The sequence below is a fragment of the Deltaproteobacteria bacterium genome, from assembly GCA_026712905.1.
Classification (GTDB): Bacteria; Desulfobacterota; Binatia; order UBA9968; family JAJDTQ01; genus JAJDTQ01.
On sequence record JAPOPM010000194.1, the window covers coordinates 1 to 13,636 of the forward strand.

Sequence of the window (13,636 nt, forward strand, 5' to 3'; positions counted from 1 at the left end):
CCGCCCGGGCGGCCGTGGGTTGGCCGCCGCCGAGGTCAGCGCGCCGGCGTATACGGCGAGTTCCCTTGCCAAAGCCGAGAAGCGTTCCCAATCGGCCCATATGGCAGCCTTCGCCCGCGAAGGATGTTTCAGGCTTCCCTCCGGGAACAGGCTTGTCATGCTTTCGCCGCCGTGCCCGGCGATGATCTTCGCGGACGCCTTGACGCGGTCGGCGTCGTAGGCCTGCTTTCCGCGCATCATCGCCGTCAACCCCTTCATGGCGCTGCCGAGGGACGTCATGGCATCCATGCGTTGCTTGACGATACCGGTGGCGCCCCGGTGCGCCACCGCCGCGGAGGCCAGCAGCAGCGCCAGGGCGCTTACCGCTACCAGTGATTTACCGGACATGAGCCGTTCCTCCCACGTTGCTCAGAAGATCCCCTTGGCCCGCTGCAACGCACGCACGTAATCGATGACCGCCCTCACGTCCGCGTCCGAGAGGCCGGGGACGGGCGGCATGTTGCCGTACCGCCAGTGATGCGCTCGCACGCCCCTTCTCACCGCCAGCACGAACGCCATGTCGGAGTGATGGCCCGGCTCATAGTACGGGTGGATCAGCGGCGGTCCCTGGGGTGAGCCGGTCGCCTGCGCACCGTGACACACGGCGCACTTCTGATTGAAGATCGCTTGGCCCGGCATTCCCACCGTGGAGGCCATCGAAGTCTTGGACGCCGTCCCCGTCGTCCCACCGACCGTCCGGTGCTGACCTTGATGGTCCGGCCACAGCGCCCATGCCGCCACCGCGACGACCGCGGCCGCGACCGCCCCGGCGACGACGAGCCTCACCCACTCTTCCCCAGCGTCACCAGGAGGCTCGCCAGGTCGTCGGCGTGCTCTTCCTCCATCTTGAGTATGTCCTCGATGGTGCGGCGGGTGGTGGGGTCGTCGTTGGCGAGCCAGCGGATGATCTCGGAGTAGGTCTCGATGGCGACGCGTTCGGCCACCAGGTCCTCCTTGATCATCGCCTCCAGGGTGTCGCCTTCCTCGTACGCCGCGTGGGATCGGGTGGCCAGCCCATCGGGGTTGAAGTTGGGCGAGCCGCCAAGTTGTGTGATGCGTTGGGCCACCCAATCGGCGTGCATCTGCTCCTCGTTGGCGTGCTGCAGGAACTCCGCCGCCACCGGCCCGGCGTTGATGCCGCTGGCCATGAAGTAGTGGTTCTTGTAGCGCAGGATGCACACGATCTCGGTGGCCAACACTTCGTTCAGCACCGCGAGCACCTGCTCCCGATCGGCCAGATAGGCGCCGGTGACGGCGCCCTGCTCCATCTTTTCGCGAGCCCGTTTCTGGATCGCCTCGAGGTCTGTCTTGAAGGGCTCTTTCATGGTTCTGTCCTCGTGCTGCGCGCACCTGTGTCAAGGTGCCTTGGTACTAGGCGGCACACCCTACAAATGAATCTACCATGAGACCCAGCCGGATTCACGCCCGAATACACCCTCATACCTCGCCGCGTACTTCGGTGGTGATCAATTCCAGGATCTCCTGGCTCGTGATGGTGCCGACAAAGGCCTGCGTTTCCCGGTCCAGCACCGGCATGGCGGTGAGGGAGTTCTCGGACATGCGCTGGAGCGCGTCTTCCACGAGTTCATCGGTCCATGTGGTGGGCGTGTTCTGGCGCACGATCTTGGCCAGCGGGGTGTCCGACCATGAGTGCTTGGGCAAGTAACGCAACATGGCGAGAGAAACGATGCCGGCCAATCCCTCCCGGTCGGCCACGACATAGTCCTGTTGGCCGGGCATGATCCATCGGTCCGCGAAGTCCCGCACCGACAGCCCGGGGCCCGGGTGGGTGTGGTTGCGGTCGATGATGTCGCCGACCCTGATGTTGTCCAGAGCGAAGCGGATCATGGAAGGCGGCAGATCTTCCGTTGGCGACACCTCGTCCTCCGCCTCGACTCGGCTCACCGCGATTCCGATGAACGGCGGCGACAGCAGGATGTAGGCGAGCATGATGAGGACAAAGAGGGAAAAGACATCGCTCCCGATGATGCCGTGTTCCAGCAGCACGAGCAGGACGGCGATTTCCGCGACCCCCTTGGCCATCAGGCCCGTGGCCAGGGTGATGGGCGAATCGAAACGCGCCATGGACGCGCCGAGCCACGCGCCCGCGAATTTTCCGGCGAACGGCACGACCACCAGCGCCGCGATGGTCCAGATGGGCAACTCGGTGAACGACAGGCCCAGATGCAAGCCCGCGGAACTGAAAAAGAGCGGCACGAAGAACCCGTCCGCCACGCTCTTGAGGCCGGGGATGATGTCCCGATGCACTTGGTGCGGGAGGCGCGACAGGGCGACGCCCAGAAGCAGCGCGCCCAGGGACCCGTGCAGGCCTATCTCCTCGGCGCCCACCACCGCGACGAACAAGAGGCCAAGAATGAGCCCGAACGACAGTTGTGGAACGCGCAACAGCCGTTCCAGGAACTCGATCACGGGCGGAATGACCCGGCTGGCCAAGACCCAGGTCACCACGATGAAGGCGGCGATCTGTCCCAGCAGGATGAGCACCCCTGCCAAACTTACATGCTCCACGTGCTCGCCGATGGTAAACCCCACCAGGAGCAACACCAGAAGCTCCGCGATGAGCGCGGTGGTGAACATTTCGATACCCACCGGCTGGCGCAAGCGGTCGGCGTCGATCAGGACCTTGGCAACCACGCCCAGGCTGGTCAGGGAAAGAACTCCCGCCAGAGCCAAGGCACCGCTGAAGTCGAGACCCAGCCCGAAGTCGAAGAGGAGGTCAGACGTGACCAACAGGGACACGACGAGCGGAATGATGACGGAAATCACCGCCGCCACAAAGAAGCGACGGTGGATGGACGCCATGAACGCCGAGACGTCGAGCTCCTCCAAACCGATAAGGAAGAAGTAGAGAAAGATGCCGATGCTCAGCAGGACGTGCAGATAGTCATTGAGATGGACGACGCCCAGGATTGGCCCGAGAAGTATCCCCGTGGCCGTGTACGCGACGATCGAGTTCAACCGGAAGCGCTGCAGAAGGCCTTCTGCGAGCTTGGCGACGACGATGAGCAACCCGGTGGAAAGCAGCGCGTCCTGCAGCATATCCGCTCCGCGGTCGGCGGGAGTACGGGTGCGGTTCCTGAAGAAATCAACGATGCGCCGCACCCCGCGGCCGACCCCGACGCAAATCTATGACGATTTCGTCGAGCCGCGCAACCCCTCCAGGGCAGTCAGGCCGGCGCCAGCCCCAAGCGCTCATCGCGCCGGCGCAACAGGACGATGAAGGGCAAGGCGAGCAGCACCATCCAGGACTTGCCGACGACCTGCCCCACGAGGAAATCGAGGCTGCCGAACGCCAGGTAGAGGAACAGAATGCTATCGACGATGAGACCCACGACGCTGCTGGCGACAACCGCGAGCAGCAGCCGGCGTCTCTGCAACGGCGTGTAAACCGCGAGGTCCGCGCCCTCCGAAAACAGGAAGGCCGTGCCGGAGGCCATCACCAGGGCCGGGGGCGCGACCAGCGCGGAAAGACCCGCCCCCACCACCACCGCCACGACCGCCCATCTCACCCCGATGCGCCGCTGCACCAGGTCGCGCAGGACGAACGCCAACCCGATGGTCACCACCCCGCTGGGTGCCATGATCCCCGGCGCCACCGGGATCAGGCAGGGAGCGTCCGGCGGGCACACCGTCCCCACGTTGCCGATGAGCCAGTTGGCCGCCGGGATGCACAACCCGAAACCGATGAGGAAAAGGACCCCTTCCGTACGTCTTCGACGTTCGACTCCCATGTTGGACAATGCCTATGCCTCCTGCTTGCGCACGTTCCAGTGTTCTGCGTCGCCCTCCCCCGGAGCCGGGATCCGTGTCGGATTTGTTTGCACTATCCCTGCCACATGACGACACGCCGTCCGAGGGCGAAATAGAGGATAATCAGCGGCACCACCAGGAGCAGCGCCACGAGCGAGACGGCGGCCGCTTGGTTCAGTTCACCGTCTCCCCAGATGGCCCAGATGTAGACCGGCAGCGTGGTGTTGTCACGGGTCACCAGCAAGGCGGCCATGGTCAACTCGCTGTAGGCGAGAAGCGCCATCCAGAGCCAGGCGTAGAGCAGGGTCGGAGCGAGCAGCGGCCGCAGAATGCGCCAAAAGACGGTCATGGGCTCGAGTCCGGAGACGGCGCCTGCCTCGTCGAGCTCCTTGTGGATCTGCAACAGCGAGGAGTTGTACATCCTCGTGGCGAAGGGTATCCGGGCGACGACGTTCACCAGGACGATGATGGAGATGGTGCCGTAGAAGGGGACGTAGGGCGGCAACCAGAACAGCGCGATGAAGAGCGCGCCCACCGCGAAGATCATGTTCGGTATGACGTGGGGCAGGAAGGACACGACGTCGAACAGCCCGGAAACCCGGCTCCTGCGCCTGACGATGTTCCAGGAAAGCGCCACCCCCACCAGGGTCGCCAGCGTCGGCACCGCCAGCGTCAGCACCGCGGAGTTTCGCAGCGCGGACCAGAACGTGGCCCACGGTATGTTCTCGAAGTTGGACAGAGTCACCATACTCAAAGCCGACCACGACGGCGCCATGAGAAACGGGATCAGGGAGGCCCACACGAGCATCAGGAGCGGCAACAGCAGGTTGAGCGTGATCACGGACCCGATGAAGAGCCAGCCCGCGACGCGCCATCGCCCCAGCGCGATGAGCCGCGGGCGGTAGGCCTTGCCGGATATCACTTGGTAGCGCTCACCGCGCCGGATGGTGCGCAGGTACCACCAGCTTATGAGCAGCGCCAGGGCCATCATGAAGACGCTGGTGGCGCCGACGATGCCGTAGTCGGGCGGGGCGTCGAGGGGCTGGGCGCGCACGTAGAGAAATGTGCTCAGCGTGTAGGTGCGGTTGCTCATGCCCAGGAACGCCGGGACGTCGAAGGTCGTGATCCCCAACGCCATGACGTACAGGCCCGCCGCCAGGATGCTGGGCCACATGAGCGGCAGCGTCACGCACCAGAGCCGGTCCCGGAAGCGAGCGCCGTGGACCTGGGCACTCTCCTCGAGGGCCGGGTCCATGTTGCGGAAGGCGGGCGCGACCATGATGAAGGCCAACGCCACGAAGTTGAGGCCCTGCACGAAACCCATCCCCGGAACCGCGCCGATGTTGAACGGCGCGGCGTCGAGGGAGAACAGGTCCATCAGCCAGCGGTTCACCACGCCGATGCGCGGATGGAGGAGGAACTGCCAGCCCATGGCCGGGAAGAAGGCCGGCACCGCCAGGGTCATGGTGAGCAGGGACACCACCCAGCCGCGTCCCGGCAGGTCGGTGCGCTCCGCCAGGAACGCGATGGGCAGCGCCAACGTGAGCGACGTCACCACCACGACGAGAGTGAACCAGAACGTGTTGACGGCGGCGCGGAAGGCCGAGTCGTCGCGGAAGAACTCGTGGAAGTTGGAAAGGGTCCAGGCGCCGCCGGCGATCCGTCCGTCTTCCAGGAACGCTACCTGAACCACCACCAGCAGCAGCAGGGCGATGACCGCGAACGCCGCCAGGCTCAGGGCCATGAACGGCGGCGCGCCCATCCACGGCCGACGCCATGGCGGCCGGCCCCGGGACACTAGTGGCATGTAACGTCCAACTCCAGGCCCATCTGTTGGTCTTTTCGCTGCCGGCTGCGTTACGTCACCCCGGGCTTTGACCCGGGGTCTTCCTCGAGTGGTACGCGCCGCCAGGGGGCGACCGCAGGTCGCCCCTACCCGTCATGGCGCCTTGCCGGCGACGAAGAATCCTGCGCATCCTGGTCTGGCGTCGGACGTTGCATGCCACTACCGGAACTCGATGGCGGCGAGCCTCGAGAACCGGAACCGGCCGGCGACCCGCGGCAGGACCGTGAACTGGTGCAGCGTGTACTCCATCTCGTAGTCGGAATGGGCGTAGATCCCGTCCATGGGCACTACCACCGAGTAGCCGTGGGCGCGCGCGGCGGTCGTGGCGGTGTAGAGCAGCGCGAAGTTGGCCGCACCGCCCAGGAACACCAGCGTGTCCGTTCCCCATGCCTCCAACAGCCCCCGCAACTCGCCGCCGAGAAACTTGTCGTAGCCGTTGGGATAGAGCACCGGTTCCTCGTCTTGCCGGGCCAGGGCGGCGGCCACCGCGCCGTCCGGCGTGCCCTTCTCCCACACCACCACCGTGAACACCACCGGCACGGACGCCGCCCGAGCCCTGTCGAGAAAGGCGCGGGCCGGACGGATCAGCGGCTGCGCCGGCTGGGACGCGGTATCCGCCTTGGTGTTGAGGTCGAGCACCACCACCGCCGTGCCGCGCGCCTCAAGCGCCACGGGCTCCGGCTTGACCCGGTTGGGCGCGGCCCGTTGCGCCGGACGCTCCTCGTTGATGATCACCGTGGCGTCCAGCGACACCCCGCAGCCGGGACAATAGCGCTCCTCGAGGAGCGCGCGCCCCTCCATGATCTTGTGGAACGGTCCCATGCGCACGGGCGGCAGCAGGCGGGTCACGCAGGCCATCCGCCAGTCTTGGCCGACGGCGCACAGCCGGTGGCCGCAAGCGGCGCATTGCACCCACTCCGCGCCCTGCTCCTCCACCAGTTCGAGGTTTTCCCGTAGCGGCCGGTTCACGACCCGGCTCCCCGATTCTCCAGCAGACGCTGCCGCCGGACCTCCTCGGTCGCCGGGATGTCCACGGTGAGGGAATCCGGATCGATGACCACCCCGTACACGTCGCGCGCGGTCTCCACCGACACCAACTCGTCCTCCACGTCCTTGAGCACCGCCAGCGGGTCACGGTCCAACGGGCTGCCGTAGCCGCCGCCCATGCCCAGCGTGTAGTAGAGGACGTCGTCCGGCCCGAGCTCGAAGCTCGCGTAGGGCAGCACCCGCGGCGTGCCGCCGAGTTCGTCGAGGGCCTGCGGCACCCGGTTGGCGCGAAGCTTCTCCCCGAGCGCGGTCCCCTCCAGGTGCACCAGGATGCTCGGCGCTCCGGGGTAGCCCCCGAAGATGCCGCGCCCGCCGTTGACGAGGCCGGCCACGCCGAAGGCGACGCCCTCTATCTTGCCCTCGGGGGCCTTGTGCACCGAGAACGCCATTTCCGCTCCCGTGCCGCCGCGAAACCGGCCCGCCCCCTGCTGGTCCTTGGCCTGGCGCCGGTACAGGAACAGCATCGGACAGTTCATCTCGAGCCACTCCACGTTGGGACAGGTCATGAAGTCGAGCTTGGTGGTGTCGACCCCGTCCATGGTGGCGCGGGCGCCGCTGCCGCTGAGGGGCGACATGGCCAGGCTCGTCGAATAGAACATGCCGTGCTGGTTGACCCCGGAGGTCCGCACCCGCCGTCCGCCCCAGATGCGCACCATGATCTCGTCGCGCCACGCCTCGCTGCCCGCCAGCATGCCGTTGAGCACCGACACCACCACGTACTTGGCGGTGGCGCCGCCCGAGGTGGTGTTGAGGGACACCGGCGCCGGGTGGGTGACATTCACCAGGGTCCCCGGCGGGGCGATGGTTTCGATGGGGCGGAACAAGCCGTGGTTCCGGGGAAAATCGTAGGCCACGGTCTCCACGAGGCCCTCGAAGCAGGTGCCGAAGGTGGCGTGGTACGGCAGGTTGACGCCGACGCTCGCCTGCGGGTCGGTGCCGGTGAAGTCGAAAACCATGCGGCTCCCCTGCTTCCGCAGGGTGAGACGGACGGTCCACGAGCCTTCCCTGGACTCGATGGCCGCGCTGTCGCTCCACTCGCCGTCCGGGATCGCCTCCAGGCGCTTGCGCAGCGCCCGCTCGGAGTAATCGATCATCTGGGCGGCCACGGCGTCCATGAGATCGACGCCGTGGAGCGTATAGAACCGATGCAGGCGCGACTTGGCCACGCTGTGGCCGGCGAGCTGACAGTTGATGTCCAGGGCCACCATGTCGGGGCGCCGGGTCATGTTGATCAGAGTGTCGAACACGTCCTTCCGCAGGTTGCCCCGGTCCACCAGCTTGATGCCGGGGATGCGCAGGCCCTCGTGGCAAATCTCCTTGGCCTCCGGGGAGTCGCCGCCCGGCGACATGGCGCCGATGTCCATCACGTGCACGAACGAAGCGCTCCATGCGATCAGGCGCCCCTCCACGTGGATGGGAGAGATGAGGTAGACGTCCGACTGGTGCACCGCCGAAACGTAGGGGTCGTTCAGGAGAAAGACGTCGTCCTCGTTCACCCCGTCGTACTCGGCGAAGCGTTCGATGATCCACTTGACCGTGAACCCGGCGCAGGCCACGTGCCAGGGCATGGACTCGCCGGTGGCCAGGATCTCGCCGTCGGCGCGGTAGAGCGAGGCCATGTAGTCGTGCATCTGGGTGGTGTTCACCGTGCCGCCTACCCGCTCGATGGTCGTGCCCATCTCCTTGGCGATGCGCTGGAGCCGGTGCGAGAGGATCTCGAAGGTCACCGGATCCACGGTGCGGCCGTCATCCTTGCGAGCCATCGTCTTCCCTCCTGGAAAGGGCCGCGCGCGAGCCCACCGAGATACGGATGTTGCCCAGATTGTCCATCACCGCCCGGTCGCCCGGGTTGATCAGGATGGTCGTGATGGGCGTCTCGATGACGCCCGGCTCGGCGATGACCATGCCCGGGCGCATCCGCGCGACGTCGTAAAGTGCCGTGGGCACGAAGTCGCCGAACTCCTCGAAATAAATCGGCCGGGTGCCCTTGCGGGCCGCCGACGCCTCGCCGCCGCCCTCCCGCGGCCGCAGGGCGGGCTTGGGCAGCGCCCCCGAGCCCGTGACGCGCAGGGTGACGATCTCCCGTCCGGCGGCGCGGTAGGCGGAACCCTTGCCGTAGGCGTTCTCGTAGAGCTCGTCGAAACGCGCGTACACGGCTTCGAGATCCTCTTCGGTCAGAGGCGCCTCGCCCGGCGGGATCGGAACGTTGATCTCGTGGACCTGGTAGCGGTAGCGCATGTCCACGCTCCGGGCCAGGGTGATGTCGCCGTCGCCGAAACCCGCCTCCTCCAGGCTGCGGCGCACCTTGGCCAGGACCGGGGAGAAGGAGCCGTTCAAGTGGTCGGCGGGCACCGGCACCAGGGAACGGTCGGAGACCCCCTCCTCGTACACCACGTCCGACGCCACCAGGCCCACGGCGCCGTGCACCGAGGCGGTCACCGGGACCACCACCTGCTCGATGCCCAGCTCGGCCGCGAACCGTCCCGCGTGTACCGGGCAGGCGCCGCCGAAGGCGAACATCGTGTCACCCCGTGGATCGTGCCCCCGCTGGATGGTGGCGTTGCGGATCAGGTCGCTCATCTGGGCGTTGACGATGCGGTGGATGGCGCCGGCGGCCTCGGTGACGCTCATGCCCAGGGGCGCGGCCACCCTCTCCGTCACCGCCCGGCGCGCCGCGTCCGCGTCGAGAGCGATCTGTCCGCCGAGGAAATACTCGGGATTCAGGTACCCGAGGATCAGGCTCGCGTCGGTGACCGTGGGCTCGTTGCCGCCGCGGTTGTAGCACACCGGTCCGGGGCTGGCTCCGGCGCCGCGCGGACCGACCTTGAGAAGACCCGTCTCCTCCTCGATCCAGGCAATGCTGCCGCCTCCGGCGCCGATGGACTCCACCCAGATCTTGGGGGACAAGAGCCGGTAGCGCAGGAAGATGGGCTGGTAGTCCCGTTCGATGACCGCGTCGCGGATGATCCCGACCTTGAACGTGGTGCCACCCATGTCCGCGGCCACGATGTTGTCGATGCCGGTCAACCCGCCCATGTAGCGGCACGCCGCGACCCCGGCCGCCGGACCCGACTCGATGGTACCCACCGCCTTGCGCACCGAATCGTCCACCCCCAAAACACCGCCGTACGCCTGCATGATCAATGGCTCGCGCCGAAGCCCACGGTCGCGCAGCAGCGCGCGCAGGTCGTTCAGGTACGCGCCGATCTTCGGGCCGATGTAGGCGTTGAAGACCGTCGTGGCCGTGCGTTCGTACTCCCCCTGGAAGGAGGCCGCCTCGCTGGAGAGAGTCACGAACAGGTCCGGGTAGCGCTGCCGCAGCAGTTCCCCGAGCATGCGCTCGTGGCGGTCGTTGGCGATGGACCAGATCAGCGACACCGCGACGGACTCGACGCCGTTGTCCACGAGCTTGCGGATGGCGCCCTCGGACTCGGCTTCGTCCAGGCCCACGAGCACGTCGCCCTCGAAGTCCACGCGCTCGTTGACCTCGGCGATGCGCCGCCTGGGGACGAGGGGCTCCGGCTTGGTGAGAGCGGCCATGTGGTGCGCCTCGGACTCGGGGAGTCCGGCCACCACGCCGCCGCGCATCATCAGGATGGTGTCGCCGAACCCGGCCGTGGCGATGAGCCCGGTGCGCGCGCCGCTGCGCGTGATCAGCGTGTTATCGCCGATGGTGGACGCGTGGTAGAAGAGGCGCGTGGCGCTCAACAACCCGCGCTCGTCCTCCATGCCGAGGTTGCGCGCCGCGTCGCGCACCGCGTCGATCACGCCCAGGGCAAAGTTCCGCGGCGTCGAGGAAGCCTTGCCCAGGGTCATGCTCCCCTCGCCGCTCACCGCGACACAATCGGTGAACGTGCCGCCGATGTCGACGCCGACGATGTAGTTGTCGCTCACGCTCGTAGAAGGCGGACCCGCGCCCGCTAGTTCCCGCGCAGTTTCTTGGCGAGCTTGCGGGAGACCTTCTGGTAGAAGTACGCGTTCTTCACCACGTTCTGATCGGTGCCGAAGTAGATCTTGGCGCCGGCGGCGCGCTTGCTCTCCACCAGCTTGTTGAGCTGGGAGCCCTCGCGAAACGGCGAATCGCGTCCGATGACCTTCCAGATGGTGTCCTGGCCCTGTTTCGTCAGCATGTAGACGGACAGGAGCTTGGCCAGATTCGGATGCGCGCTGGTCTTGGGCACGCTGACCTCGCTGGCGGTGCCCGACATGAAATCGTCCATGGTGGTGAAGTCCACCGGCGCCCCCTTGGCCTTGAGCCGCGAGTAGGCCACCGGCTTGGTGTCGAAGGCGAATATCGGGAACTCGCCCGTGGCCACGCGGTTCTGGACCCCCGTGCGGGTGGTGCCGATGATGGTGCCGTTGGCGACCATGGCATCGACGATGCGGGTGGCCTCTTCCTCACCCAAATGGATCGCCGCCTCGACCCACCCGACGGCAAAGACGGTGGTGCCGATCTTGCCCTTGTACTTGGGGTCGGTGAAGTCCTTGTAGGATTTCGGCAGGTCCTTGGCCTTCACCAGGTTGGTATTGTAGCCGATGATGTGGATGGAGGCGCCGATGACGACGGCGGCTCCGTTGATGCCGACCTCCTCGTCCTTGAGCCCGGGCATCAGCTTCTTCCAGTCCACCCGCAAGAGGGCGCCGGCCTGATCCGACGGGATCTGCTGGCGCGAGGGAGCGAAGAAGATGTCGCTACTGGCGGGGCGGCCGGTCTTGGCCTCGTCGATGATCCGCGGCATCAGCTTCGACGCGCTGGGGCCGGGGGTCGTCTTGAGCCGGACGTTGACGCCGTAAGTCTTGTTGAGCCCCTTCTCGAGAGCCGCCATGAGCTTCGGCGAGTTCCAGTCCCCCGAGCCGAAGACGTTGAGCTCCCCCTCGCCCTGGGCGGCGGCGACCAGTTGCTTGAGCGCGTCGCCGCCCGTCTGAGCGGCCGCCAATCCCGCCATCCCGCCGATTGAGGCCAGCACCACACCGGCCGCCAATGCCACGACGGCGGCGCGCCGCCCAAGAAGACCCCTGTCGAATCGCCCGGAAAGAACTCTCATCATCGTTACCCCCCAGAGTCGCTACGGCCCTCTGTCGCTGCGAAGAACTGCGCTATCCATATTTTGAGCGGGGGCAGGTTGTCAACACTGCAGGAGCGCTCGGAAGGGTCACTATCATCGGGACTGTCCGCACAGAATCGATTACCCATCCACGAAAACGATTAGAATCCACTGTTCTCGTACAGAATCGATTACAGCGTTCACGACCGGTAGCGCTTCGGCGGCTGGGGGTTGTTGGCGGGATTGGTGTCGTGCCTAGCCATGGCGGTCACCACGGCGCCGCCCACCAGAGCTTGCAGATCCGCCTCCAGTGCGTCGGCCTTGGCCTTGGAGTAGACCTCGTCTCCGTCCACGTAGATGGTGAAGGACTTGATGTACCTGGCCTTCTTGGCGGGATCTTCGATGGTGGCCCTGGTCCATGCGTAGAGCGGGTATTTGTCGACGCCCTGTCGCTCAGCCTCGGCACAATAGCCGGCGAAAGCATCGTATTGGCATTTCAGCGTAGCGTTATGCCGGTCCAGTATATCGCCGAGCGGGTTGATGCCTGGATCACCGCCACCGCGTCGCGCGGCCTCGGCGAATTCATCCGCCAGATTGAGGCGCAACTGGTACTGCCATGCCTCGGTCATCTCACCTCGGGAGTCGTTGTCAAGGCCGAACCGGCGGCCGCAAGGCCGCCGGTCTTACACCCGTTGAAATGGTGGCTGATCGACTACGACAGATGCTTCCTGAAGAAGGCCAGCGTCCGCTCCCACGCAAGCTTCGCGGCGGCTTCGTCGTAGCGCGGCGTCGAATTGTTGTGAAAGCCGTGGCGCGTTCCGGGATACGTATGCGCCTCGTAGGATACGCCGTTGGCCTTCAAACCCGCGGCGTAGCCGGCAGCCTGCTTGTTGATGCGCGGGTCGTTCTCGGCGTAGTGGATCAGCAGCGGCGTCTTGATCTTGGCGACGTCGGCCGCGTCTTTCGGGGCGGAGCCGTAGAACGGCACGCCGGCGTTCAGATCGCTTCCCATCCGGACCGCGAGGAAATTGACCACCCCGCCGCCAAAGCAGAAGCCGGTCGCCCCCAGTTTCCCGTTCGATAGCGAGTGGGCTTTGACATACCTGGCGCTGTTGAGAAGATCCGTGCGCAGCTTGCCCCGATCGAGGCTCCGCTGCATCTTCTTGCCGTCGTCGTCATTGCCGGGATAGCCGCCGATGGGCGCGAGACCGTCGGGGGCCAGGGCGAGGAACCCCGCGACCGCGGCACGCCGCGCGACATCCTCGATATGGGGATTGAGGCCGCGGTTCTCGTGAATGACCAGAACCGCGGGAAACGGCCCCGCACCGGCCGGCTGCACCAGGTAACCCCGCATCTTGCCGGAGTTGCCGCCGGGCGAATCGTACTCGACGTAGCGCGCCTTGATGCGCTTGTCGGTAAAGGAAATCATCTGCGCCGCGGCGTAGTCCGGCAGCAGCGCCCGCGCCATCAGCAGCCCGGACCCGCCGACGACGGCCAGGGCACTGGCGCGGCGAAAAAACTCACGGCGGTCCATCATGCTGTGACAATACTCGTCGTAGAGATCGAAAACCTTCGGATCGATTGCATCCTTGCGCATCTAGGCCTCCTATCTGGCAGTTTTTTTCCACACGACACTAAGCTCGTGCGGGGTGCTTGTCAAACAATAAAAGAACAATCGATCAAACTGAAATCGGCTTCAGATGGCCGCACCCGATCATGTTGCCTGCCGCCTTCACTTCCGCGCCAGGGTTTCTTTCGCCACGAACGCCAACCCGGCGGCGGCGGCCAGCAGGATGGGGGCATAGAAGAGGAACGCCCGGCCGGCGCTGACCAGGTCAACCAGCCAGCCGCCCAGCAGCGGACCCATGACCGCGCCGGACTCGCCCAC

General features: G+C 66.2%; 12 protein-coding genes. All 12 read right to left on the minus strand.

What is annotated here, in order from left to right; all coding sequences use genetic code 11:
• A partial coding sequence (locus OXF11_16030) for a cytochrome c (GenBank protein ID MCY4488602.1) occupies positions 1-387 on the minus strand: 387 nt, incomplete at its 3' end.
• 21 nt (positions 388-408) lie between these two features.
• A complete protein-coding gene (locus OXF11_16035; GenBank protein ID MCY4488603.1) occupies positions 409-825 on the minus strand; it encodes a cytochrome c in 417 nt (138 codons plus the stop codon).
• A complete protein-coding gene (locus tag OXF11_16040; protein ID MCY4488604.1) occupies positions 822-1,364 on the minus strand; it encodes a ferritin-like domain-containing protein in 543 nt (180 codons plus the stop codon). The genes OXF11_16035 and OXF11_16040 overlap by 4 nt, the downstream gene beginning before the upstream one ends.
• 112 nt (positions 1,365-1,476) lie before the next feature.
• Positions 1,477-3,099, minus strand: a complete 1,623-nt coding sequence (locus tag OXF11_16045; protein MCY4488605.1) for a cation:proton antiporter — start codon at positions 3,097-3,099, stop codon at positions 1,477-1,479.
• Between the two features lie 128 nt (positions 3,100-3,227).
• Positions 3,228-3,791 (minus strand): VUT family protein, encoded by a 564-nt coding sequence (locus tag OXF11_16050; protein ID MCY4488606.1) that lies wholly within the window; start codon positions 3,789-3,791, stop codon positions 3,228-3,230.
• Positions 3,792-3,883: 92 nt separating this feature from the next.
• Positions 3,884-5,572, minus strand: coding sequence for an iron ABC transporter permease (locus tag OXF11_16055; GenBank protein ID MCY4488607.1), 1,689 nt, complete (start codon positions 5,570-5,572; stop codon positions 3,884-3,886).
• 243 nt (positions 5,573-5,815) lie between these two features.
• Complete coding sequence (locus OXF11_16060; GenBank protein ID MCY4488608.1) at positions 5,816-6,625, minus strand: isochorismatase family protein; 810 nt, start codon at positions 6,623-6,625, stop codon at positions 5,816-5,818.
• A complete protein-coding gene (locus OXF11_16065; GenBank protein MCY4488609.1) occupies positions 6,622-8,466 on the minus strand; it encodes a hydantoinase B/oxoprolinase family protein in 1,845 nt (614 codons plus the stop codon). Before OXF11_16065 ends, OXF11_16060 begins: the two co-directional genes overlap by 4 nt.
• Positions 8,450-10,597 carry a hydantoinase/oxoprolinase family protein gene (locus OXF11_16070; protein MCY4488610.1) on the minus strand — a complete coding sequence of 716 codons (2,148 nt, stop codon included), beginning with the start codon at positions 10,595-10,597 and terminating at the stop codon, positions 8,450-8,452. Before OXF11_16070 ends, OXF11_16065 begins: the two co-directional genes overlap by 17 nt.
• A gap of 26 nt (positions 10,598-10,623) precedes the next feature.
• Positions 10,624-11,751 (minus strand): ABC transporter substrate-binding protein, encoded by a 1,128-nt coding sequence (locus tag OXF11_16075; protein ID MCY4488611.1) that lies wholly within the window; start codon positions 11,749-11,751, stop codon positions 10,624-10,626.
• Positions 11,752-11,948: 197 nt separating this feature from the next.
• Positions 11,949-12,377 carry a hypothetical protein gene (locus tag OXF11_16080; GenBank protein ID MCY4488612.1) on the minus strand — a complete coding sequence of 143 codons (429 nt, stop codon included), beginning with the start codon at positions 12,375-12,377 and terminating at the stop codon, positions 11,949-11,951.
• 83 nt (positions 12,378-12,460) lie between these two features.
• Complete coding sequence (locus tag OXF11_16085; GenBank protein MCY4488613.1) at positions 12,461-13,345, minus strand: dienelactone hydrolase family protein; 885 nt, start codon at positions 13,343-13,345, stop codon at positions 12,461-12,463.
• Positions 13,346-13,636 lie beyond the last annotated feature (291 nt).